The organism is Aquirufa antheringensis, from assembly GCF_004307425.1.
Classification (GTDB): Bacteria; Bacteroidota; Bacteroidia; order Cytophagales; family Spirosomataceae; genus Aquirufa; species Aquirufa antheringensis.
This window is the reverse complement of sequence record NZ_SEWZ01000002.1, coordinates 637382-662434: the sequence shown is the minus strand read 5'-3', so window position 1 is coordinate 662434 and position 25053 is coordinate 637382. Positions and strand designations below refer to the sequence as shown.

The 25053-nt window shown below is 45.3% G+C and carries 19 protein-coding genes (1 of these 19 running past the window's edge); 11 read left to right on the top strand and 8 right to left on the bottom strand.

The genetic code is table 11. From position 1 onward, the window contains the following. Both pruA and EWU21_RS05825 read right to left on the bottom strand, forming a co-directional pair. Window positions 1-1477, bottom strand: the 5' portion of a protein-coding gene (gene pruA / locus EWU21_RS05830) for an L-glutamate gamma-semialdehyde dehydrogenase (protein WP_130895868.1). 152 nt of this gene lie to the left of the window's left edge; only the first 1477 of its 1629 coding nucleotides appear in the window; its start codon is at window positions 1475-1477; the stop codon falls past the left edge of the window. Between the two features lie 47 nt (window positions 1478-1524). After that, window positions 1525-2277 (bottom strand): helix-hairpin-helix domain-containing protein, encoded by a 753-nt coding sequence (locus EWU21_RS05825; RefSeq protein ID WP_130895867.1) that lies wholly within the window; start codon window positions 2275-2277, stop codon window positions 1525-1527. A 329-nt stretch (window positions 2278-2606) separates the two neighbouring features. Here EWU21_RS05825 and rpoB point away from each other — a divergent pair, with 329 nt between their 5' ends. From rpoB to EWU21_RS05785, 8 genes are all read left to right on the top strand, one after another. Then, a complete protein-coding gene (gene rpoB / locus EWU21_RS05820) occupies window positions 2607-6479 on the top strand; it encodes a DNA-directed RNA polymerase subunit beta (protein ID WP_130895866.1) in 3873 nt (1290 codons plus the stop codon). A 56-nt stretch (window positions 6480-6535) separates the two neighbouring features. After that, the gene (rpoC, locus tag EWU21_RS05815; RefSeq protein WP_130895865.1) at window positions 6536-10867 is read left to right on the top strand and encodes a DNA-directed RNA polymerase subunit beta'; all 4332 of its coding nucleotides are present in this window, start codon (window positions 6536-6538) and stop codon (window positions 10865-10867) included. A 72-nt stretch (window positions 10868-10939) separates the two neighbouring features. Then, a complete protein-coding gene (locus tag EWU21_RS05810) occupies window positions 10940-11260 on the top strand; it encodes a DUF3467 domain-containing protein (protein WP_130895864.1) in 321 nt (106 codons plus the stop codon). A gap of 87 nt (window positions 11261-11347) precedes the next feature. Then, window positions 11348-12799 carry a tagaturonate reductase gene (locus tag EWU21_RS05805; RefSeq protein WP_130895863.1) on the top strand — a complete coding sequence of 484 codons (1452 nt, stop codon included), beginning with the start codon at window positions 11348-11350 and terminating at the stop codon, window positions 12797-12799. A 258-nt stretch (window positions 12800-13057) separates the two neighbouring features. Next, complete coding sequence (gene uxaC, locus EWU21_RS05800) at window positions 13058-14464, top strand: glucuronate isomerase (RefSeq protein ID WP_130895862.1); 1407 nt, start codon at window positions 13058-13060, stop codon at window positions 14462-14464. Beyond that, the gene (locus EWU21_RS05795; protein WP_130895861.1) at window positions 14464-15474 is read left to right on the top strand and encodes a sugar kinase; all 1011 of its coding nucleotides are present in this window, start codon (window positions 14464-14466) and stop codon (window positions 15472-15474) included. Before uxaC ends, EWU21_RS05795 begins: the two co-directional genes overlap by 1 nt. A 2-nt stretch (window positions 15475-15476) precedes the next feature. After that, the gene (locus EWU21_RS05790; protein ID WP_130895860.1) at window positions 15477-16139 is read left to right on the top strand and encodes a bifunctional 4-hydroxy-2-oxoglutarate aldolase/2-dehydro-3-deoxy-phosphogluconate aldolase; all 663 of its coding nucleotides are present in this window, start codon (window positions 15477-15479) and stop codon (window positions 16137-16139) included. Window position 16140: 1 nt separating this feature from the next. Continuing rightward, complete coding sequence (locus tag EWU21_RS05785) at window positions 16141-17424, top strand: MFS transporter (protein WP_130895859.1); 1284 nt, start codon at window positions 16141-16143, stop codon at window positions 17422-17424. On the opposite strand, the gene EWU21_RS05780 is transcribed toward EWU21_RS05785, so the two are convergent. The 6 genes from EWU21_RS05780 to EWU21_RS05755 are packed head-to-tail and all read right to left on the bottom strand — an operon-like array spanning window position 17421 to window position 22265. Next, window positions 17421-17993, bottom strand: coding sequence for a precorrin-2 dehydrogenase/sirohydrochlorin ferrochelatase family protein (locus EWU21_RS05780; protein WP_236633182.1), 573 nt, complete (start codon window positions 17991-17993; stop codon window positions 17421-17423). The genes EWU21_RS05785 and EWU21_RS05780 overlap by 4 nt on opposite strands. A 4-nt stretch (window positions 17994-17997) precedes the next feature. Further along, window positions 17998-18996 carry a 23S rRNA (adenine(2503)-C(2))-methyltransferase RlmN gene (gene rlmN / locus EWU21_RS05775; RefSeq protein WP_236633191.1) on the bottom strand — a complete coding sequence of 333 codons (999 nt, stop codon included), beginning with the start codon at window positions 18994-18996 and terminating at the stop codon, window positions 17998-18000. Window positions 18997-19052: 56 nt separating this feature from the next. Beyond that, on the bottom strand, window positions 19053-19505 hold the full coding sequence (locus tag EWU21_RS05770; protein WP_130895856.1) for a GatB/YqeY domain-containing protein: 453 nt from the start codon (window positions 19503-19505) through the stop codon (window positions 19053-19055). 12 nt (window positions 19506-19517) lie between these two features. After that, window positions 19518-21032 (bottom strand): GH3 auxin-responsive promoter family protein, encoded by a 1515-nt coding sequence (locus EWU21_RS05765; RefSeq protein WP_130895855.1) that lies wholly within the window; start codon window positions 21030-21032, stop codon window positions 19518-19520. Between the two features lies 1 nt (window position 21033). Beyond that, window positions 21034-21852, bottom strand: coding sequence for a glycerophosphodiester phosphodiesterase family protein (locus tag EWU21_RS05760; protein ID WP_236633181.1), 819 nt, complete (start codon window positions 21850-21852; stop codon window positions 21034-21036). Window positions 21853-21893: 41 nt separating this feature from the next. Then, the gene (locus tag EWU21_RS05755) at window positions 21894-22265 is read right to left on the bottom strand and encodes a DUF4296 domain-containing protein (RefSeq protein WP_130895853.1); all 372 of its coding nucleotides are present in this window, start codon (window positions 22263-22265) and stop codon (window positions 21894-21896) included. Between the two features lie 84 nt (window positions 22266-22349). Here EWU21_RS05755 and EWU21_RS05750 point away from each other — a divergent pair, with 84 nt between their 5' ends. From EWU21_RS05750 to EWU21_RS05740, 3 genes are read left to right on the top strand one after another with little or no spacing between them, the layout of a single operon-like run. Beyond that, the gene (locus tag EWU21_RS05750) at window positions 22350-23216 is read left to right on the top strand and encodes a DUF58 domain-containing protein (protein ID WP_130895852.1); all 867 of its coding nucleotides are present in this window, start codon (window positions 22350-22352) and stop codon (window positions 23214-23216) included. Next, entirely contained in the window at window positions 23216-24070 is an 855-nt protein-coding gene (locus tag EWU21_RS05745) for a hypothetical protein (RefSeq protein WP_130895851.1), read from the top strand. Before EWU21_RS05750 ends, EWU21_RS05745 begins: the two co-directional genes overlap by 1 nt. Then, the gene (locus EWU21_RS05740) at window positions 24060-25052 is read left to right on the top strand and encodes a VWA domain-containing protein (protein ID WP_130895850.1); all 993 of its coding nucleotides are present in this window, start codon (window positions 24060-24062) and stop codon (window positions 25050-25052) included. Before EWU21_RS05745 ends, EWU21_RS05740 begins: the two co-directional genes overlap by 11 nt. Window position 25053 lies beyond the last annotated feature (1 nt).

Here is a 25053-nt window from a genome sequence, read left to right as displayed (position 1 = left end):
CCACGGCTCCCGTGCACTTATCATTTAAATATAAGTTACCTGCCGCATTTTCTAACACCTTCATGGCTTCCAGCATCGCATATTTGTCTTGCGCGAAAATAGCACCCGTTAAGGCATACGCTGAAGTCGAGTCTACTAAGGCTAGGGTTTCTTTCCAATCTGCATCCTTATATATGTAAATGGTTAACACGGGGCCAAAGATCTCCTCTACCATCGTGCGATAGGTCGGATTCGTCGTTAATAAAACCGTAGGCTCTACGAAATAGCCTTTCGAATCGTCGAAGTTTCCGCCTGAAATGACGGTGACTTCTGGGGACTTTTTCGCTTCACTTATATAAGAGGTGATTTTCGCGAAAGCTTTGGCGTCGATGACCGCGTTCACGAAGTTTTCGAAATCTTCCGTTCCGCCCATTTTGATGGCGGCTAAATCTGACTTCAATTGTGCTTCTACCGCTGGCCATAAAGAAGCTGGAACGTAGGCACGAGAGGCTGCGGAACATTTTTGGCCTTGGTATTCGAAGGCACCGCGGATTAATCCGGTAGTTAATGCTTTAACGTCTGCGGAGGAATGGGCTACCACAAAGTCCTTGCCGCCAGTTTCCCCTACGATCCGTGGATAGGACTTGTAGTTGGCGATGTTTTGGCCTATATTCTTCCAAATCGTCTGGAACACGCCTGTCGATCCCGTAAAGTGAATCCCCGCAAAGTCGCGGTGAGAGAATACTACCTCCCCTGCTTCCGGGCCATCCGCTAGTACTAAGTTGATCACGCCAGCCGGCAAACCTGCCTCCTCTAGAATCTCCATTAATAATCCAGCCGAATACACCTGCGTAGGCGATGGCTTCCAAACGACCGTATTCCCCATCAAGGCAGGTGCCGCCGGTAAATTACCCGCAATTGCCGTGAAGTTAAAAGGAGTCAAGGCGTAAACGAAGCCCTCTAAAGGACGGTATTCCAAGCGATTCCAAACGCCAGGCGACGAAATCGGTTGTTCGCTATAAATCTGTTGTGCGTAATGCACGTTAAAACGTAAAAAATCAATCCACTCACACGCTGCATCGATTTCCGCCTGATAGGCGTTTTTCGATTGACCTAACATCGTGCGCGCATTCAATTGCATTCTATATTTAGTCGCCGAAAGATCTGCCGCTTTCAAAAAGATCGCCGCGCGATCCTCCCAAGGCATCGATGCCCAAGCAGATCTAGCCGCTAGGGCCGCGTCAATAGCCTGCGCCACTTCCGCTTTTCCTCCTTCATAATAGTGCCCTAACACGTGTTGGTGATCGTGGGGGCAAGTCATGGCGACTTTTTTGGCACCCTTCACAGAACGACCTGCGATGCGCATCTGCACGTCAATTTGCTGATTCCGCAAATCCGAAAGGGCTTGCTTTAATTTGGATCTCTCCACTGAATTTGCGCCATATTGCAAAATAGGCTCATTCACAGGTGTAGGCACTTGAAAAACTCCTGAGGACATATTGTTTCGTTGATGTGTATTAAATAGGATGCTAAATTACGCGTTTTCTACTTATTATCAAGAACCACAAAGCTCAGGTAAGGTTTCAACCGCCTCCACGCCACCTGATCTAGCAATTGAATTTGGTGCAAGGTTTCGAAATCCTTCAACGGTCCATGTTGTTTTCTGTAGGCCAAAACCACCTTCGACTGCCCATAAGGCAAATACGGGTGCCTAAAATCTTTCCATTCTACCTGGTTAATCTTCAGAAACCGATACACCCCCGCTCCTACCTTTAGTATAGCCTTATTTTCTTTAACCCAAATCGAGTCCAAACCATACACCTCCTTCAATTGATCCACCTGGTAAAACCCACCCAACTTCTCCCTGTAGGTTATAATCCGTTTCGCAAACCCTGGCCCTATCCCATTCAAGGCCACCCATGCCGCCGAATCCGCGGTATTGATGTCGATGGCCGCCTGCCTCCTGTGGCCTCCTGACTTAAAACCTCCGGATTCTTTTCCTCCGGACTTATAGCTTCCATAGTCAACCCAACCCTTCCCCCGGCCTCCGAACTTAAAACCTCCGGACTCTTTTCCTCCGGACTCTCTCCCTACGGACTTCGGCCTAATCTCCTGATAATTCGCCTCCCAAACTACCGGATTAAATTCTAATTTTTCCTGCTCCTTCTTATAGAATTCATTCCCTATATAATAGAGTACATAAATACCCATCATTCCGAAAAGCACAATCATCCCTTTGATCTCATCGTGGGTGTAGGCGAGGACGAAGCGGAGGTAATACATTAGTTTGGTTTTCATTTTATTTAAATTTCAAAGACCAAAGCTCAAAGTTCAAAGAAAAAATAACATCATTTGAACTTTGCGCTTTGGTCTTTGCTCTTTGATTCTTGTGTAATCTCAAACAAAAATCTCACACCCCCCTTGTATCTCAGAAAATTATCAGTACCTTTGCAGGCTATTTTAGGGTACAAGCCTTCGGGCCTATCCAAAAAAAAATGATTTCTGAAACACAATTCCTTTATCGTAGGGGAAGCGCAAAGGGAGATCATTTTTTCATCTACGAGGCATTTCAGCTTTAAATTGTGCCCATAGGGCCATTTTTCATTTAATTTAAAACGTATAAAGCCTTGAGTAACATCACTGCCACAGGAAGACACAGCTTTGCGAAAACGCAGTCTGTGATCGATTATCCAGATTTTCTGGATATCCAAATCCAATCCTTTCAGGATTTTTTCCAGCTAGAGACAGCTGCTGAGAATCGTACTGACGAAGGTTTATTTAAAGTGTTTGCTGAGAATTTTCCCATCGCGGATTCGCGGGAAAATTTCGTTTTGTCGTTCGTTGACTACTCTGTAGATCCGCCGAAATATTCGGTAGATGAGTGTATCGACCGCGGTTTAACGTATTCAGTACCTTTAAAAGCGAAATTGCGTTTGATCTGTAATGATACAGACAACGAAGATTTCCAAACCATCGAACAAGAAGTATTCTTAGGAAACATTCCGTACATGACAGAACGTGGATCATTCGTGATCAACGGCGCTGAGCGTGTCATCGTTTCTCAGTTGCACCGTTCGCCAGGTGTATTCTTCGCGCAATCGAAGCATACGAATGGAACTAAATTGTATTCGGCTCGTATCATTCCATTCAAGGGTTCTTGGATTGAATTTGCAACGGACGTTAACAATGTGATGTATGCGTACATCGACCGTAAAAAGAAATTCCCAGTGACGGTATTGCTTCGTGCAATCGGTTACGGAAATGACAAGGATATCCTTGATTTATTTGGCCTAGCTGAAGAATTAAAGGTAGACAAGAAGACTTTGAAGTCAACGGTAGGTCGTCGCTTAGCTGCGAGGGTTTTGAAAACGTGGCAAGAAGACTTCGTAGATGAAGATACAGGTGAGGTAGTTTCTATCGACCGTAACGAAATCTTGATCGAGCGTGATACGGTTATTACAGAGAACGAGATTGAGACGATTTTGGAATCAGGATCAAGCACGATCATCTTGCACAAAGACGATGTGAACGTATCTGATTACAACATCATCTACAATACGTTACAAAAAGATACGTCGAACTCGGAGAAAGAGGCGGTAGAAGTTATCTACAAGCAATTACGTAACACGGATGCACCAGATGAGCAAACAGCACGTGATATCATCCAAAACTTGTTCTTCTCAGACAAGCGTTATGATTTAGGCGAAGTAGGTCGTTACCGTATCAATAAAAAATTAGGCCATGATATCCCAATGGATATTAAGGTATTGACAAAAGAAGATATCATTTCTATCGTGAAGTATTTGATCGGTTTGATCAACTCTCGCGCGGTTGTCGATGATATTGACCACTTGTCTAACCGTCGTGTACGTACTGTGGGTGAGCAATTATATGCTCAGTTCGGTGTAGGTCTTGCACGTATGGCTCGTACGATCAAAGAACGTATGAACGTTCGTGATAACGAGGACTTTAAGCCAGTAGACTTGATTAATGCACGTACGTTATCGTCTGTGATTAACTCGTTCTTTGGAACAAATCAGCTATCTCAATTTATGGATCAAACGAATCCATTAGCTGAGATCACGCACAAGCGTCGTATGTCTGCCCTAGGGCCAGGCGGTCTTTCTCGTGAAAGAGCTGGTTTCGAGGTTCGTGACGTTCACTATACGCACTACGGTCGTCTTTGTACGATTGAAACGCCTGAAGGACCAAACATCGGTTTGATTTCTTCTCTTTGCGTTCACGCGAAAGTAAACGGAATGGGCTTCATCGAAACTCCTTACCGTCTAATCGAATCAGGAAAAGTGGATACGTCTACGACTGTTTCGTATTTAACGGCAGAAGAAGAAGATGGCATGAACATCGTGCAAGCGAATGCGCAGATTGACAAAACGGGTAAATTCTTATCTGACCGTGTGAAAGCACGTTTCGAAGGTGACTTCCCATTAGTGAATCCAGCGGATGCACAATATATGGACGTAGCGCCTAACCAAATTGTTTCGGTTGCGGCTTCTATGATTCCTTTCTTAGAACATGATGATGCGAACCGTGCCTTGATGGGATCGAACATGCAGCGCCAAGCGGTGCCATTGTTACGCCCAGAAGCACCTATCGTAGGTACAGGTTTAGAACACCGCGTTGCGATTGACTCTCGTACTTTAGTTGTTGCTGAAGGAAGTGGTGTGATCGAATACGTAGATGCGTTACGCATCGTAGTGAACTACGATCAAACGGAGGAGCAAAAATTAGTAAGCTTCCACGGATCTACGAAAGAATACAAATTAATCAAGTTCCGTAGAACGAACCAGGATACAACGATCAACTTGAAGCCGATTGTCTTTAAAGGACAAAAAGTAGAAAAGGGACAAGCACTTTGCGAGGGTTATGCAACTCAAGCAGGTGAGCTAGCTTTAGGTCGTAACATGAAAGTGGCGTTCATGCCATGGCAAGGTTACAACTTTGAGGATGCGATCGTGATGTCTGAGAAAGTGGTTCGTGACGATATCTTTACTTCGATCCACATTGAGGAATTCGAATTAGAGGTACGTGATACGAAACGTGGTGAGGAGGAATTAACTTCTGAAATTCCGAACGTTTCGGAAGAAACAGTTCGTAACCTAGACGAGAACGGTGTTGTTCGCGTAGGTTCTGAGGTGAAAGAAGGAGATATCTTAATTGGTAAGATTACACCAAAAGGAGAGTCTGATCCAACTCCAGAAGAGAAATTATTACGTGCCATCTTTGGTGACAAAGCTGGTGATGTGAAAGATGCTTCGAAGAAAGCGCCACCATCATTAAAAGGGGTGGTTATCGACACGAAATTGTTTGCTCGTCCTAAAAAGGATAAGGATCAACGTGATAAGTCGAAGGCTGAATTGAAGTTGGTTATGAAGCAATACGGTAAAGACCTATTAGAGGTTCGTAAGATCATGATCGAAAAGACCGTTGCTTTATTAGCTGGAAAAACGAGTGGGGGTATCCGTCACAAGTTTGGCACAGTGATCGTAGAGAAAGGGGTTAAATTCACAGCGAAGAACATCGAAGAATTATTATTCCCAGATAAAAACTTATACCGCGATGAGTCAACGTATGCCGTTCCTGAAGAAGCGAATTTACTTTCAGATTTGATCGTAGAAGATGCGACAGCGGATGCAGCGACTAACGCGACTTTCTTAGCCTTAATCAAGAGCTACCACGTTCGTCGTAACGAAATCGCTGGCCAGTTCAAGCGTGAGCGTTTCGTGTTAGAGGTAGGTGATGAATTACCTGCTGGTATCGTGAAATTAGCGAAGGTATATGTGGCGAAGAAGCGTAAGTTAAAAGTGGGTGATAAGATGGCGGGTCGTCACGGTAATAAGGGTATTGTTGCCCGTATCGTTCGTGAAGAAGATATGCCATTCTTAGAAGATGGAACACCAGTAGATATCGTATTGAATCCACTAGGGGTACCATCTCGTATGAACTTAGGACAAATTTACGAGACCGTATTAGGTTGGGCTGGACAAAAATTAGGTAAGCGTTATGCGACGCCTATTTTCGACGGTGGAACTGAAGCAGAGGTAGCTGCTGAATTAACGTTAGCAGGTTTACCAGACTGGGGTCGTACGTATTTATACAATGGTTTAACGGGTGATAAATTTGATCAACCGGTGACTGTAGGTATCATCTATATGTTGAAACTGGGTCACTTAGTGGATGATAAGATGCACGCACGTTCGATCGGACCTTACTCATTAATTACACAACAACCATTGGGTGGTAAAGCTCAGTTTGGTGGTCAGCGTTTTGGTGAGATGGAGGTTTGGGCATTAGAGGCCTTCGGTGCAGCGAATATCTTGCAAGAGATCTTAACTGTGAAGTCTGATGATGTGATCGGTCGCGCAAAAGCTTACGAAGCTATTGTAAAAGGTGAGAACATGCCTAAGCCTAACATTCCAGAATCATTCAACGTATTGATTCACGAATTGAGAGGTTTAGCCCTTGAAATCACCCTTGAGTAAACCATTGGGCTTTGGCCCTATAAAAAGAGTTCATTTTCCAATAAAATACATAGAAAATGTCATTTAAAAAGACTAGAAAGCTGAATAGCGATTTCCAAAAAGTAACCATCTCACTAGCCTCACCTGAGTCAATCTTAGAGGGGTCTAATGGCGAGGTAACACAACCGGAAACCATCAACTACCGTACCTACAAACCCGAAATGGGCGGTTTGTTTTGCGAGCGTATCTTCGGTCCTACAAAGGACTGGGAGTGCCATTGCGGTAAATACAAGCGTATTCGTTACAAAGGCATCATTTGCGATCGCTGTGGTGTAGAAGTAACGGAGAAAAAAGTACGTCGTGAGCGTATGGGCCACATCGAATTAGTGGTTCCCGTGGCACACATCTGGTACTTCCGTAGCTTACCGAACAAAATCGGTTATATGCTAGGTTTGTCTACGAAGAAATTAGACCAAGTAATTTATTACGAGCGTTTCGTGGTAGTTCAACCAGGTATGTACGCGGAAGAAGGAAAGATTGGTAGCCAATACCTTGATTTCTTAACTGAAGACGAGTACTTAGATATCTTAGACAAATTACCGCGCGAGAACCAACATTTACCTGATGAAGATCCACAGAAATTCATCGCGAAAATGGGTGCTGACGCGTTAAATATGTTGTTAACACGCATTGACTTAGACAGCTTATCGGCTGACTTGCGTCACTCTGCGGATACTGAATCCTCTCAACAACGTAAGGCTGAAGCCTTGAAGCGTTTGAAAGTGGTAGAAGCGTTCCGTGAGTCGATCGGTCGTATCGATAACCGTCCGGAGTGGATGATTATCAAAATGGTTCCAGTCATTCCACCAGAATTACGTCCATTGGTGCCATTAGATGGAGGTCGTTTTGCGACATCTGATCTAAATGATCTATACCGTCGTGTGATTATCCGTAACAACCGTTTGAAGCGTTTGATCGAGATCAAAGCGCCAGAGGTAATCTTACGTAACGAAAAACGTATGTTGCAAGAAGCTGTTGATAGCTTATTTGACAACTCACGTAAAGTAAATGCGGTTCGTTCTGAAGGTAACCGTGCCTTGAAGTCTCTTTCTGATATGTTGAAAGGTAAGCAAGGTCGTTTCCGTCAAAACTTATTAGGTAAGCGTGTCGATTATTCAGGTCGTTCGGTTATCGTCGTAGGTCCAGAATTGAAAATGCACGAATGTGGTCTTCCAAAAGATATGGCGGCTGAATTATTCAAGCCGTTTGTTATCCGTAAGTTGATCGAGCGTGGTATCGTGAAGACGGTTAAGTCTGCGAAGAAAATTGTTGATCGTAAGGATCCAGTGGTTTGGGATATTTTGGAAAATGTCATGAAAGGACACCCCGTTCTTTTAAACCGTGCTCCTACTCTTCACCGTTTAGGTATCCAAGCTTTCCAACCGAAATTAATCGAAGGAAAAGCGATCCAATTGCACCCATTAACGTGTACGGCCTTTAACGCCGATTTCGATGGTGACCAGATGGCGGTTCACGTTCCACTAGGACATGAAGCGATTTTGGAAGCCTCGTTATTAATGCTTGCATCACATAACATCTTGAACCCAGCGAATGGTGCGCCTATTACGGTACCATCTCAGGACATGGTGTTAGGTTTATATTATGTAACCAAAGGTCGTAAGTCAACTCCTGACCACAAGGTAGAAGGAGAAGGACACCGTTTCTACGGATTTGAGGAGGTTGTTATCGCCTTGAACGAGAAGAAATTATCTAAGCACGCGAACATTGTAGTGAAAGCTACCGTTCGTAAAGACGATGGTACATTGGTAGAGGAAATGGTGGAAACTGTGGCTGGCCGTGTATTATTCAACTTATGTGTTCCTACAGCCGTAGGTTATATCAATGAGTTATTGACGAAGAAGAAATTGCAACAAATCATCTCACACGTTCACAAGATCTGTGGTATGGCTCGTACAGCGCAATTCTTAGATGATATCAAAGAATTAGGTTTCCAACAAGCCTTCCACGGTGGTTTATCGATGGGTATTGGCGATGTTCAAATTCCGGCGGAGAAAGCTTCATTAGTGAAGAAAGCACAGGAAGATGTTCAAGCAGTTTGGGACAACTACTTAATGGGTTTAATCACAGATAACGAGCGTTACAACGCAGTTATTGACATCTGGACAAAAGTGAACTCGAAAATTACCGAGACATTGATGAAGCAGATGGAAGAGGATAACCAAGGATTTAACGCGATCTACATGATGATGCACTCTGGAGCCCGTGGTTCTCGTGAGCAAATTCGTCAACTAGGTGGTATGCGTGGTTTGATGGCTAAGCCTCAGAAGAACTTACAAGGTTCAGTAGGTGAAATCATCGAAAACCCAATCCTTTCTAACTTTAAAGAAGGTCTTGACGTATTAGAGTACTTTATCTCGACTCACGGTGCGCGTAAAGGTTTGGCAGATACTGCCTTGAAAACAGCCGATGCGGGTTACTTGACTCGTCGTTTACACGACGTAGCGCAAGACGTTATCGTGAACGAAGAAGATTGTGGTACGTTACGTGGTATCGAGGTGTTCCCATTGAAAGACAATGAGGAGATCATCGAGCCATTATCTGAGCGTATCTTAGGTCGTGTGTCTATTCACGATGTGTACGATCCGATCACAAATGAGTTAATCGTTGCTTCAGGTGATGAAATCACTGAAGCGGTAGCAACGAAAATTGATGAGACAGCGATCGAGTCAGTTGAAATTCGTTCGGTATTAACGTGTGAGACGTTAAGTGGTGTGTGTGCGAAATGTTACGGACGTAACTTAGCTACAGCTGCGATGGTAAACTTAGGAGAAGCGGTAGGTGTAATTGCCTCTCAATCCATTGGTGAGCCAGGTACTCAGTTAACGTTACGTACGTTCCACGTGGGTGGTACGGCACAAAACGTTTCCTTAGATGCGAGCGTTAAAGCGAAATTTGACGGAGTAATTAACTTCGAAGAGGTTCGTTCTGTAAGCTCGACAGATGCAGAAGGAAATCCAGTAGAAATCGTGATGGGTCGTTCAGGTGAGGTTCAAATTGTGAACCCAGCGAACAAACAAATCTTGATCTCTTCTAACATTCCTTATGGTTCATTCTTACGCGTTAAGGAAGGCCAAGCGGTGAAAAAAGGAGACGAAATCTGTGCTTGGGATCCATACAATGCGGTAATCCTTTCTGAAGCTGAAGGTAAAGTGGAATTCGAGGCAATCGAAGAAAACAATACCTACAAAGAGGAAGCGGATGAGCAAACGGGTATGCGTGAGAAGGTGATTATCGAATCGAAAGATAAGACAAAGAACCCATCCGTATTAGTGAAAGCAAAAGGGAAAGAAGATTTAGTATACAACGTTCCAGTAGGTGCGCGTTTAGCGATCGACGAAGGAGATAAAATCAAAGCGGGTCAAATTATCGCTAAGATTCCTCGTGCGGCAGGTAAAACACGTGACATTACGGGAGGTCTTCCACGTGTAACGGAATTATTCGAAGCACGTAACCCATCGAATCCAGCGGTTGTAACGGAGATTGATGGCGTTATTTCTTACGGTGTGATTAAGCGTGGTAATCGCGAGATTATCGTGACACCGAAAGAAGGAGCTGAGCGTCGTTACTTAGTACCTTTGACACGATTCATCTTAGTACAAAATAATGACTTCGTGCGTGCAGGTTCTCCACTTTCTGATGGTGCGATTACACCTTCAGATATCTTGAAGATCAAAGGACCTACAGCGGTACAAGAATACTTAGTGAACGAGATCCAAGACGTATACCGTCTACAAGGTGTGAAGATCAATGATAAGCACATCGAGTGTATCGTTCGCCAAATGATGCAAAAAGTTCAGATTTTAGAGCCCGGTGATACGCAATTCTTACAAGGTCAAAACGTAGATCGTTTCGTATTCCGTCACGAGAACGACTTGATCTTAGATCAGAAAGTGATCACTGACGCTGGAGATTCTGAGAAATACAAAGCAGGTATGATTCTTTCTGCTCGTGCTTTACGTGATGAGAACTCTTCGTTAAAGCGTAGAGATATGAAGTTAATGAAGGTGCGTGATGCGCAAGCAGCCGTTTCTTCTTCTAACTTACAAGGTATCACGCAAGCTTCGTTAGGAACGGAGTCATTCATCTCCGCTGCGTCGTTCCAGGAAACTACGAAAGTACTTTCTGAGGCGTCGATTCGCGCGAAAGTGGATACCTTAGACGGCTTGAAAGAGAACGTTATCGTAGGTCACTTGATTCCAGCAGGTACAGGTCTTCGTCGCTACAAAGACATTTTAGTGACATCGAAAGATGAACTAAAAGCAATGGAAGCGAAGAAAGAAGCTGCAGAAATCGCTGAAGCGAAGGAAAAAGTAGAAGCTGCAAACTAATTTGTAGATTCATTTGAATAGACCCCCGGCTTTTCTTAAGTTCGGGGGTTTATTTTTTATCCCAACAGAAAAATGGAAAACCCAACAGAAGAAAATCAACTCAATATCGAACTTCCAGAAGAGATGGCGGAGGGCCATTATGTGAACTTAGCGTTAATCGCGCATAGCCCATCGGAATTTGTGATGGACTTTATTCGCATCCTTCCTGGTCTACCTAAGGCCAAAGTAAAGTCGAGAGTCGTGATGACTCCAGACCACGCTTACCGTTTAATGCAGGCGCTACAAGAGAATATTCAGAAGTACGAAGAGGCCTTTGGCCCCATTATGAAAGAAGGGGATGCCGCAGGTTTCCAATTCCCCATGAATTATAACGGCCCCATAGGCGAAGCGTAAACGTTTTAGGTCATTAAATCCCATTTTTTTAGCTGAAATTCAGGTAAAAAGGCGGGATTTTTGCCTTTTAAAGGAAATTAGAATTATATGCGCTTATCGAAAAAATTCCTGGAGTCAGGTGAACTTCATTCTTCCATTGCTTTGCAAGTTCCACCGTCGGAGGTATTTACCTATCCGGAGAAAGTCCTACAATTTGGGACCGGAGTGTTGCAACGGGGACTTTGCGATTTCTATATCGACAAAGCGAACCGTGCGGGAATTTTCAAGGGTCGCGTGGTGGTCGTAAAATCGACGGCTAAAGGAGGCGCAGATGCCTTCGATGAACAAGATGGATTGTATACGCATTGCATTAAGGGAATCGATGAAGGTGTGGCCAAAGAAGAGCATATCATCAACTCCTCCATCTCTCGTACTATTACTGCTTCGAAAGACTGGGATAAAATCATCGAATGCGCGAAGAGCGAGGAGATGCAAATCATCCTTTCGAATACGACAGAAGTAGGAATTACCTACGTGGCAAACGATCCGATTGCGAATGGTTGCCCTAGTTCTTTCCCGGCTAAATTATTGGCGTTCTTGCACGCACGTTTCACGCATTTCGCTGGATCTGCTGCCTCAGGAATGGTTATTGTTCCCACGGAATTAATTATCAATAATGGAGATGTGTTGAAAGGCATCATCTTGAAATTAGCAGCAGACCACGGTTTATCTGCGGAGTTTGTGACTTGGTTAGAAACGGCGAATCACTTCTGTAATTCCTTAGTGGATCGCATCGTACCCGGTAGCCCGGATGCGGCGACGAATGCAGAGATTTGCGCGCAATTAGGCTATGAGGATTCTTTAATGATCATTTCGGAGGTCTATAGCCTTTGGGCGATTCAAGGAGGGGCCAAAGTAAAAGAGGTGCTATCTTTTGCCCCAGCGGATAAAGGCGTAATTATCGCTGAGGATATCGAAATCTACCGCGAATTGAAATTGCGCTTATTGAATGGAACGCACACCTTGCTTTGCGGAATGTCCTTTTTATTAGGTTTCCGTCTCGTAAAAGATGTGATGGCAAACGGCTATTTGAGCAAGTTGATCATGAACTTAATGCTAAGCGAATTAGCGCTGGGCATCCCGTATAAAATGGATTTCAAGGTAGCTGATCGCTTCGGGCGTTCGGTATTAGACCGTTTCCGTAATCCGTTCATTAACCACAAATTGATCGACATTACGGTACAATACACGACCAAAATGCGGATGCGAAACGTGCCATTGTTGATTAATTATGCTCAAAACTTTGGCAAAGCACCTGAGCTATTCTGCATGGGCTTCGCGGCTTACTTGCAATTTATGCACGCGGTGAAAGTGGAAGATGGTAAATACTTTGGCGATAGCAACGGAGAGGCCTACCCTATCCAATGCGACTATGCACCGTATTTCTATGAGGCGTGGAAAGATTTTGACTTGAAGAAAGTATTATCCAATACGGATTTATGGGGCACGGATTTGACAAAGGTTCCTGGATTTGTGGAGGGGGTTACGAAGTACATTTAGGAGATTATAGAGAATAGAGTAGAGAGTATAGATTTAAAGCATAAAGAATAGAGCATAAAGGAGGAAATGGTGAATGAAATGGTAAGTGGTAAATGGTAAATGGTGAATGTTTCGGTCTGGATACTGACGACTGTCTACTACCCAAGGACTACTGCCCACTGTACACTGCCGACTATCGACTATCGACTATCGACTATCGACTGCCGACTGCCGACTATCGACTGCCGACTTCCTACTAAATAGATTAAACGACATACTATGAAAGCGTTTTTAGATAAAGATTTCTTGTTGCAGTCCGAGACGGCGCAAACTTTGTACCATCAATATGCGGCGCAGATGCCCATCATTGATTACCACAATCACTTGATTCCGCAGCAGATCGCGGAGGACAAGCAATTTGACAATGTATCCCAAATTTGGTTAGCGGGCGACCACTATAAATGGCGGGCGATGCGTGCTCACGGGGTGGATGAAAAATACATCACGGGAAATGCGTCTGACGAGGAGAAATTCTTGAAATGGGCAGAGACTGTGCCTTATACGATGCGTAACCCATTATATCACTGGACTCACTTGGAGTTGCAGCGCTATTTCGGGATTACGGAATTATTGAATGCGGAAAGCGGAAAGCGTATATACGATCAGTGTAATGCTCTTTTGCGCACTAAGGAGTTTTCTGTGCGCAACTTATTGTTAAAGATGAACGTAAAAGCGCTTTGTACGACGGATGATCCGATCGATAATTTGGCTTATCATAAACAAATCAAGGCGAGTGGATTTGCCATCAAAGTCTTGCCTACGTTCCGTCCGGATAAAGCGATGGGCGTGGATGATGAAATCGTGTTCGTAGAGTATGTGAATTCCCTAGCGGCTGCGGCTGAAATGGAGATTCATACCTTAGGCGATTACAAGAAAGCGATAGCGGCGAGACACGATTTTTTCCATTCGGTGGGATGTCGTTTAAGTGACCATGGACTAGAGCAGATATACGCTGACGATTATACGGAACAGGAAATCGCGCACATTTTTGAGCGATTAATGACGGGTAAAACGATTAATCAGAAAGAGAAAGTGCAGTTTAAATCAGCGATGCTGGTGTATTTTGCGCATTTAGATCATGCCAAAGGTTGGACACAACAGTTCCACCTAGGGGCGATTCGCAATAATAATGACCGTCTGTTAGGTACTTTAGGTCCTGATACGGGATTTGATTCGATTGGGGATTTTGAGCAGGCGCGACCTTTGTCTAAATTCTTAAATCACTTAGATTCGACGAATCAGTTAGCGAAGACGATCTTGTATAATTTGAATCCACGCGATAACGAATTGTTAGCGACGATGACGGGTAATTTCCAGGATGGGACGATTGTAGGAAAGATGCAATTCGGATCGGGTTGGTGGTTTTTGGACCAAAAAGACGGCATGGAAAAGCAAATCAACACGCTCTCCAATATGGGAATGTTGAGTCACTTTGTGGGGATGTTAACGGACTCCAGAAGTTTTCTTTCGTTCCCAAGACATGAGTATTTTAGAAGAATCTTGTGTAATTTACTGGGCGCAGATGTGGAAAATGGCGAATTGCCCGCGGATATTGCTTGGCTAGGAAAACTAGTGCAAGACATCTCGTATAACAACGCGGCAGGATTTTTTAATTTCGAAGAGTAATGAAGAAGGTTATCACTTTTGGGGAAATTATGGGTCGTTTAAGCCCAGCAGGCTATGGACGCATTACCCAAGCACAGTCATTGAACATCACCTATGGTGGCGGCGAGGCAAACGTAGCGGGCGGATTAGCCCACATCGGGGTCCCGGCGGAACACGTGACTTGTTTCCCAAACAACGAATTAGGCAAAGCTGCCACTGGCTATTACCGCCAAGTAGGCGTGGATATGTCGCATACGGCGTATAAAGAAGGGCGTTTAGGTTTGTATTTCGTGGAGTTTGGCGCAGCGATGCGCCCTAGCAAAGTGACGTATGACCGCGCAGATTCTGCTTTTGCTAATCTCAATCCAGCGGATTTTAATTGGAAAGAAATTTTCGAGGATGCGGGTTGGTTCCATTGGACAGGCATTACGCCTGCGATTTCGGAGGCGGCAACGGTAGCATTAACAGCAGCGCTGAAAGAGGCAAAAGCACAAGGTTTGACGATCTCAGCGGATGTGAATTACCGGAAGAACCTTTGGCAATATGGAAAATCAGTAAAGGAAGTAATGCCCGCCTTAATCGCACAATGCGACATTATCGTGTGTGGCAAAGCGGACGCAGAGGACATCCTAGACATCGTTCCTTCCGGTTCGCACAAGAGCGGCTGGCACGATATCTGCGCACAGATCATGGCGCGTTTCCCTAACTTGAAGAAGATTATTAACACCAAAAGAGGCCAGATTTCTGCCTCTCAAAATACCTTATCCGCCACCTCATTCGATGGCTCAAAAGTCATCAAATCAGACACGGTAGAAATCTCCCAAATCGTCGATCGCATCGGCGGCGGAGATGCATTCATGGCCGGATACATTTACGGAAACTTGGTTTACGGCGATGAGGCGAAGTCTTTGGCCTTTGCGGTAGCGGCTTCCGCATTAAAACACACGATCGAAGGGGATATTAATTTATCCAACCTAGACGAAATTGAAACCGTCATGGGTGGCGATATCACCGGACGTTTAAAACGATAATCATGGCTAGAAATTCAGCAGACATAGTATATTCTCGATTAGCGGAAACGCCTATCGTCCCTTTATTTTTCAATGCCGATCAAACGATCGCCCAAAACGTCTTAAAAGCCTGCTACGACGGCGGAATTCGCGTTTTTGAATTCACGAACCGCGGCGAAGCGGCTCCAGCCATCTTTGCGAAACTAATCGACTTTTGCGAGAAAGAATGTCCAGATTTAATATTGGGAATCGGCACGATTTACGATGCAAAACAGGCGACTGAATTCATCGAAATGGGCGCTGACTTTATGTTGCAACCCTTCACCACGGCTTCCGTAGGCGAGGTTTGTGCGAAACATAATATCCCATGGATGCCAGGCACGATGACCTTGACGGAGATTCGCAATGCAGAAATTTTAGGAGCAAAATACGTGAAGATTTTCCCAGGAAACGTGGTAGGTCCCGCTTTCGTGAAAGCGATTCAAGGACCGATGCCGAAAACCAAAATCATGGTAACGGGCGGAGTGGAACCGAACCGCGAAAGTTTAAAAACCTGGTTTGGCGCGGGTGCTGCAGCCGTGGGCATGGGATCTCAATTATTCCCGGCTGACTTAATTCAAAAACAAGACTATACCTCTATATCAAACACGATCGCTAACCTGATCAAAACCTATCACGAACTATAATATGGAAACCATTGGAAAGTACCGCTGGAAAATATGCGCACTGCTCTTTTTCGCGACGACGATTAACTATTTAGACCGCCAGGTTATCGGCTTATTAAAGCCGGTCTTGGAAAAAGAATTTGACTGGTCTGAGACAGATTATTCGAACATTGTCATCACTTTCCAAGCGGCCTATGCGATTAGCTTATTGGGTTTTGGCGGGATTATTGACCGCATTGGGACGAAATTAGGCTATTCTATTTCCATCGTGGTTTGGAGTATTGCGGCAATGATGCACGCCTTAGCAACTGGCACGATGAGCTTCGCTTTTATGCGCGGTTTATTAGGTTTAGGTGAGGCAGGAAATTTCCCAGCAGCGATTAAGACCGTAGCGGAATGGTTCCCTAAAAACGAACGCGCGCTAGCGACGGGTATCTTTAATTCTGGAGCGAATATTGGAGCGGTGGCTGCACCGATTATGGTGCCTTGGATTTTAGGCGTTTATGGTTGGGAAATGGCCTTTATTGCGACCGGGGCGATCGGTTTTATTTGGTTGATTTTTTGGTGGTTTTACTATGAGGTGCCTTCAAAGCACAAGTCTTTATCGAAAGCAGAATTCGACTATATCCACGCGGATATGGAGGAGAAGGATGATAATGTGACGCCGGTTCGCTGGAGTAAATTATTTGGATTTAAGCAGACTTGGGCCTTCTTTTTTGGCAAAATGTTCACGGATCCTATCTGGTGGTTCTTCCTTTTCTGGTTGCCCTCGTACTTCTCGGAGCGCTTCCACTTAGACTTGAAGAAGCCTAGTTTAGAATTAATCATTGTCTATACGGCGACGACGATTGGAAGTATTGGCGGTGGTTGGTTGTCTGGTTATTTAATTAACAAAGGTTGGCCGTCATTCAAGGCGCGCAAGTGGTCGATGTTCAGTTTCGCGATTGCGGTGGTGCCTATTATGTTAGCGCGTTACTGTGATACTATTTGGCAAGCGGTGGGATTGATTTCCTTAGCTGCTGCGGCACACCAGGCGTGGAGCGCGAATATTTACTCGATCGCGACGGATATGTTCCCGAAGAAAGCAGTCAGTTCGGTGATCGGGATCGGAGGAATGGCTGGGTCTGTGGGCGGTATCTTCTTCCCCATGATCGTGGGTTCCCTGTTAGACAAATACAAATTATTGGGTAATATCAACGATGGTTATAACATCATCTTCCTGCTTTGCGGAAGTGCGTACGTGTTAGCTTGGGTGATTATTTATGCCTTGGTGCCTACGCTTGAGACAGCGAAGATCGACGACTAATCCTTCTTTTTAAAAATTAGATTCTTAGTTAGTTCATTTAATTGGGTGATTTTCTCTTGAAAGTCACCCTTTAATGATTTACGAGCTTCCTCTAATTGTTCGAGGGAGGTTTGAACGTCCTCAGGAATCACATCCTCGAGGAAGGCTCTGATTCTTTTGGCCAAAGTAGGGGACTTCCCATTCGTCGAGATCGCAATCTTTAAATCGCCTTTCTGGACAATCGACCCTAAATAAAAATCACACAAAGGCGGCGTATCTGCCACATTACAAAGTAAGTGCTGGGCTGCCGCTAAAGCTTTGATTTCCGCGTGTAAAGCGGGAGAATCTGTCGCACAAATGATCAAATCTAGGCCTTCTAAATCCGATGGCTGAAAACCACGCGTTAAGATGCGCACGTGAGGAAAATCCTGCAGGTATTCGATTGTCTCTGGGCGAAAAAAAGGCGCCACTAAAGTCAAGTTTGCTGACGGTGAATTGCGCAAAATCGCGGATGCCTTTTCTAAGGCTACGTTCCCTCCTCCCACGACCAAGGTCTGGATTTGATCCATTTTCAAGAAGATGGGAAACATCGTGTTAGGCATCGGCTGGGGCTTTTTTGCCGGCAAGCTGGCCACAAGCCGCATCAATATCGCGTCCACGAGAACGACGGATATTCACGATCATTCGTTTGCTTTCTAAGAAAGCAGAGAACTTCGCGATCGCATCTGCCTCCGCATTCACGAAAGAAGATTGAGCGATGGGATTGTATTCGATGAGGTTGATTTTGCACGGGATGCCTTTGGCAAACTCATACAATTCGCGTGCATCCTCCAGGGTGTCGTTGAACTTGTTAAAGACGATGTATTCGAGCGTGATTTCGTTGCCCGTCTTCTCGAAGAAATACAAAAGCGCGGCCTTTAAGACCTGCAAAGTATTGCTCTCGTTAATGGGCATAATCTGATTACGCTTCGTATCGTTTGCAGCGTGCAAGGAAAGGGCTAGATTGAACTTGACTTGATCGTCACCTAGTTTTTGGATCATCTTCGCGATACCCGCCGTAGACACCGTAATGCGGCGTGGCGACATCCCTAGACCCTCTGGCGAGGTAATCTGCTCGATGGATTTTAAGACGTTCGCATAGTTCAACAGCGGTTCGCCCATCCCCATGTAAACGATGTTCGTCAGCGCTTGACCGTATTTTTCCTGTGCCTGATCGCGGATTAAAACGACCTGATCGTAGATCTCGAATGACTCCAAATTTCGCTTGCGGTCCATATAACCCGTCGCACAGAAGCTGCAGGTTAGCGAGCATCCCACCTGGGAGGAAACGCAGGCAGTCACGCGTTCGCGGGTAGGAATTAACACACCCTCCACGAGGTTATTGTCGTGTAATTGAAAGCTGGATTTGATGGTGCGATCAGAACTATATTGTGCCTCCGCGGTCGTCACGATTTGCAAAGAGAATTTCTCCGAAAGCCATTCGCGCGTCGTCTTAGGGACATTTCCCATCGCGTCAAAACTGCGGGCAGCCTTCTTCCAAATCCACTCGTACACCTGCTTAGCCCGGAACGCAGGTTCTCCGGCTGCGAGCATCTCTGCCTTCAGCTGATCAAAACTTAGATTCCGTATCGCGACCTTCTTTTCCAATCTTATTTCTTTAATAATTCACTCACTTTCGCCGAGATGGCTTTACCGTCTGCTAATCCAGCTAATTGCTTCGAAGCAGCACCCATCACTTTACCCATATCGGCTGGACTCGTCGCGCCTACTGCCGCGATGATTTCGGTGATTTTAGCGGTTAATTCTGCGTCAGACAATTGCTTAGGCAAGAATTCTTCGATGATCGCTAATTCTGCTTGTTCTTTTTCCGCTAAGTCTGGGCGATTTTGAGCTACATAGACTTCTAATGAATCACGGCGCTGTTTCGCTGCTTTCATTAAGATTTTCATCTCTGCGTCTGCGCTTAAACCGTCACCGCTAGAACCCGATGTTTCTTCCAAAAGAATCATGGATTTGATCGCACGTAATGCACGTAAACGGTCCGCGTCTTTCGCACGCATGGCATCTTTGATACCATTCTCGATAGTTATTTTTAACGACATAGCTTGTTTTGATTAAAAATGAGCCTTGACTCCTTCTAAAAATTCCCGGTGGTTACTTAACCTCGGAACTTTGTGTTGGCCGCCTAATTTCCCTCGTTCCCGCATCCAGTTATGGAAAGTTCCGGCTGGGGCGATATGGACCAAAGGAGGGCCAAGCACTAAATCATAAGACCTTTTCGCATCGTAATCCGAGTTTTGCTCGCGAAGCGTTTGGTCTAAAATCTGTGCAAAGGTACGAAAATCTTTTGGGGCTTTTGAAAATTCGATCACCCATTCATGGTGCCCATTTTTACCCTCGTTCATAAAGGCTGGAGCCGCCGTATAATCCTTGATCTCTGCCTGGGTCGCGGCGCAAGCGCGCGCGACGGCTGTCTCGGCATTCTCGATAATCAGCTCTTCCCCAAAAGCATTAATGAAATGCTTTGTCCTTCCTGAAATCTTGATCCGGTACGGACTGACAGAAGTAAACTTCACGGTATCCCCGATCTTGTAGCGCCACAAACCCGCGTTCGTCGAAATGACCATCGCATAATTCACGCCTACCTCCACCTGACTTAAAGAAACGATGGTATTCGCCTCTTCCCCCTCATCGCTCATCGGTATGAACTCATAGAAGATGCCGTAATCGAGCATGAGGAGCATCTCATCGGGTTTGGACAGATCATCCTGAATTCCAAAGAACCCTTCAGACGCATTGTAGATCTCTAAAAATCCGACCTGCGAAGACGGAAAAATCTGGTTCTTAAACAACTCCCGGTAGGGCCCAAAAGCCACCGCCCCGTGAATCATAAACTCAAAATTCTCCCACACCTCCAGAATCGACTTCTTCCCGGTAATCTCTAAAATCTTCTCGATCAACACGAGTGTCCACGTAGGCACGCCCAAAATACTCGTCACATTCTCCTTCGACGTCTCGATCGCCATCTTCTCGATCTTCTGATCCCAATCTCCCATCAGCGCCACATCCAGCGAAGGCGTGCGTATAATTTGCGCCCAAATAGGCAGATTCTTCATCACCACCGCCGACACATCGCCCATCAGCATGCGCGAATTCACTGGGCTTTCAGAAAGACTACCTCCGATGGACAGGCCTTTCCCCTCGAACACTTTAGTCTCTGGCTTATTGGCAGCGAGCAGCGTGATCATATCTTTCCCGCCCATCATGTGGCATTCTTCCAGCGACTCCTTCGAGACTGGAATGAATTTACTGCGGGCATTCGTGGTACCAGAAGACTTCGAATACCAGCTTATGGGTGTATCCCACAAGATGTTTTGCTCCCCTTGCATCATCCGATCGATGTAGGGAAAGATCTCTTCGTAGGTGGAAATGGGAACTTGTTGCTTGAATCTCTCGTAATTGCTGACGTCTTGGTAGCCGTGTTTCGCCCCCCATTCAGTGGAACGACCATGAGACAATAAGCCCTGCAACATTTGTTCTTGTAGTTCCAAAGGCCGTTCGTAAATCGCCTCAATCCGCGGCATTCTCCGCTTCATAAACCACAACAAAGTCTCATTAAACAACGACATGTTAGGGTTTTAGGAATTGAGGTGCACGATTAGGGTAATCGGTAATGATGCCATCCACCTGCCAAGCACTGAATTTCTGCATCTCTGCCGTCGTATTGATGGTCCAAGGAATGACCTGCATCCCTTTCCCGTGACAAAAATCAATCTGCTCCTTCGTCAAATACTTGTGCGAGGAACTGAAAATATCCGGTACAAAACCCAGCGATGAAAGCATCTGCTCAGGGCTCTCCTGCTCTACTAAAGCGGAAATGCGTCCCTTATTGATGGCCGTTTTCCAGTAGTGCAATACCGCAAAATCGAAACTTTGCAAAATCAATGCAGACGGAGAAATTCCTGCGGAAATCACCGCCCATACCTTGTCCGCAAATTCTTTTACCGTCGCCGGTTGTGATTTACCGTATTCGGAAGGTTCGGACTTGATCTCGATATTATAATAAATAGTACGACCCGTTTTATGTGCGAAGGCCTCCCCTAAGGCTAAGACCTCTGAAAGTAAGGGTTTATAAGTAGCGACGCGGACCTGTTCTGGAAAAAGCTTGTTTCCGCGGGAGCCTACATCGAAGGATTTGATTTCGGCATAGGTCTTTTGGTATAAATTAATCGACGCATCTTTCACGGGCGAACCATCCGGAAAAGACGCATACAGCGGATTCAGGTAGGGCTCATGGGAAACGTATACCTGGCCATCTGCAGAAAGGCAAACATCCATTTCAAGAACGGTCACACCCATCTCTAGCGCGTGTTGAAACGCAGGTAAAGAGTTCTCCGGATATAAGCCTCTGCAGCCACGATGTCCTTGAATTACAGGCGATTGCCCCATAGAAATCAGATTAATACACAATAATAATAGAAGAAGCGATCTCATGGTTTTTCTGCGACGGGTTTTTTAGCCGCTGCTTTTTTCTGGCGCTCCTCGATAATTTCATTCACACGGGTATATAATTTGACGAAATCGGCAGGATCTTTGACATAGGAACCGAGGCTTTTCGCTACTTGGGTAGAATCAAGACCGCGTTTCTTCAAGGTCTGCTTCGATAATTCGTGGTAAAGGACTAAGGCCGTATCGGAATTGCCCAGGTGCATATTTTGAATAATGGCCTCATCGATGTGTATATCTGCCAAAATCTGAGCCATCTCCTCCTGTTCCAATCGATTGCTCGTCGAATCATCCGTACACGCGTACAAGGCAAACGCGCTTAGGGCCAAGAAAAGCAATAAATAGACCTTTTTCATCTTGTAAATATACCCGTAAATTAGAAAGCTTTTAGCTCATTTCATTCAGATTGGGTAAAAAATAGGTAATTTAGTCTCGTGGATATGGACATCAAAGCCTTCCTGACCCATGTTGTTCAGCTGGAAATACGCATTAGAAAAGCGATTAACACACAAATGCATGGAAATTTCTCCTCCGTCTTTAAGGGATCGGGCTTAGAGTTTAGTGACCTTCGCCAATACCATTATGGAGATGATGTGCGTCACATTGACTGGAACACCTCGTCGAAGGGTCACGGAACTTTTGTGAAGCTTTTCAAAGAGGAAAAAGAGCAAACCGTTTTCTTCTTAATTGACGTCAGCGCCTCTGGCACGGTAGGAAGACTGGGAAATAGCAAAATGAAGACCTTGAAGGAAGTGGCTGGGGTATTAGCCTTCGCTGCCATTCAGGAGGCAAGTCACCTTGGATTTGTTTGCTTTAGCGATAAGAACGAAAAATACATGCCTCCAGCGATGGGCAAAAAACATGGCTATAAAGTTATTTCGGAGCTTTTTAGAGTGAAGCCTGAGAATACAACGACGGATCTGAAGGCCGGATTAACCTTCGCATTGCAAACCTTGAAACGCAAAAGTCTTTTGTTTGTGTTATCCGATTTCATCGACGAGGGCTATGAAGATTTATTGCGTGCTGCGGCCTTAAAGCATGATTTAGTGGTGTTGCATACGCTCGATCAACAAGAAATTCAATTACCCTCGATGGGCATCGTCCCTATTTACGATCCGGAAAGAAAGCGGACCACTTGGGTCAATACTTCTGCGCGCGGATTTAAGCAGTTGCTTCAGCAACAGGTCAAAAACCGCGGAGGGGATTTAAAGGAAATGTGCAAGCGATGGCACGCAGATTACGTGGAATTGCGTTCCGGCGAGGATTTCGTGCCGGCATTAGTCAAACTTTTTAATGCTAGACGCTAATGCAAGAGACGCCATTCATCATTAAAGGGAAGTTTCAGGAGGATTCGGTCGTCATAGGACAGCCCATTCACTATTCGCTGTATGTGCGTCATCCGAAGGACCAGGAAGTATTTTTTCCGAATGCGAACCAGCATTTTGGCGCGTTTGAGACAGTGAAACGAGAGTTTTTTGCGACGAAAACGACGGCCTCGGGGTCATTGGACTCCGCCGTTTATACCCTTCGCTTGTTTCAGTTAGCACCCGTCCAAAAACTGCAAATACCCATTTACCTCCTCCAGGAGCCCGATTGCACGATCATTTATCCGGTGGTCGATAGCATCCATTTAAAGCGATTGTTACCACATCCAGAGCAGATTGACTTAGATTCTTTGTACCAAAGCATCCCCATCCAGCCCCTCAGCCCTAAAACGGATTTGAAAAACGTGTTTGCGGCGGGAATTAGCTTGCTTATTATGGCGGGATTGATTTACTGGATTTTTGGCAAAGCGATCACCAAACTCTTCAAACGCTACCTATTATGGCGACGTCACCGGGAATTTAAACGAACCTTCCAGCGCTACGCGCGTCAAGTGGCGGGAACTCCGGTGGGTTTACTGAATTTAGAACGGGCCTTTTCTGGGTGGAAGAAATACCTAGAGGAATTAACGCAATTACCTTTTACGACCTTTACTTCGAAAGAAATGCTCGATAACTTGGCAGATGAGGCGATGGAAAAGGTCTTGAATGAAATGGATTCAGCTATTTATGGCGGGAATTTTTCCCAACATACGACGGAATCCTTACAGTATTTAGAGGGTTTAGCCACGAATTTATACGAAATAGAACAGGAAAAGATCCAGAACAATGAAGTTTAATCCGCTGTATTCATGGCACCAAATCCAGGCATTCTTCACCTTCGAGTGGGAGAATAGCTTGTTTTTGTATGGCTTGGTATGGCCCTTTCTCGTTTATTTCATCAAGTATTTACGCCAACGCGGCAACCAGCCACGCCTGGAATTATCGCTTTCTGTGCCCTTGAAGCAAAACCGGCTTACCCTCTTGCTGAGTTATGTTCCCATGGTCATTCAGGTACTATGCCTGTCTTCCGTCATCATCGTGGCGGCAGGGCCTTACCGCGTGATTAAACACCAGAAAAAGCAAGTGGAAGGAATTGATATTGCATTGGCTTTGGACATATCCTCCTCTATGCAGACGCGTGATATTAGCCCCAGTCGTTTAGAAACAGCTAAAAAGATGGGCAAGGAGTTCATCCGCCAGCGAAATCACGATCCCATTTCGCTCATCGCTTTCGCGGGTGCCCCCTATCTAGCGAGTCCCATTACGACGGATTCGGCCTTTTTATTGCATCAGTTACAGCGATTCCAGACGAATCAAATTGTGGAGGAAGGAACCGCTTTGGGCGATGCCTTGGGGATGTGTATTAACCAAATCCGCGACTCTGAAAATCCCAAGAAAATCAGCATCCTGATATCCGATGGTAATAATACAGCCGGTAATCTCGACCCGGTTACCTCCGCGGAACTGGCTAAAAATTTCAACATCAAAGTCTATACTATAGCCGTGGGAAGCCTACAACCAAGTATAGACCCGGTGGACGAAAGTACCTTGCGCGAGATTGCACGCTTGACGAAGGGAAAATTCTTCCGGGCCACGAATGGCCAGGCCTTGCAACAAATTTTCCAAGAAATTGATAAAATGGAGGCCTCAGTGGTCAAAACGGTTACCTGGGAAGAACACATCTCCCTTTCTTACCTATTTGCAGAAATTGCCCTGATCCTATTCTTTATCGGATTATGGGTTCGTTTCAGCTGGATAGGCAACTCTTTAGAAGATTAAT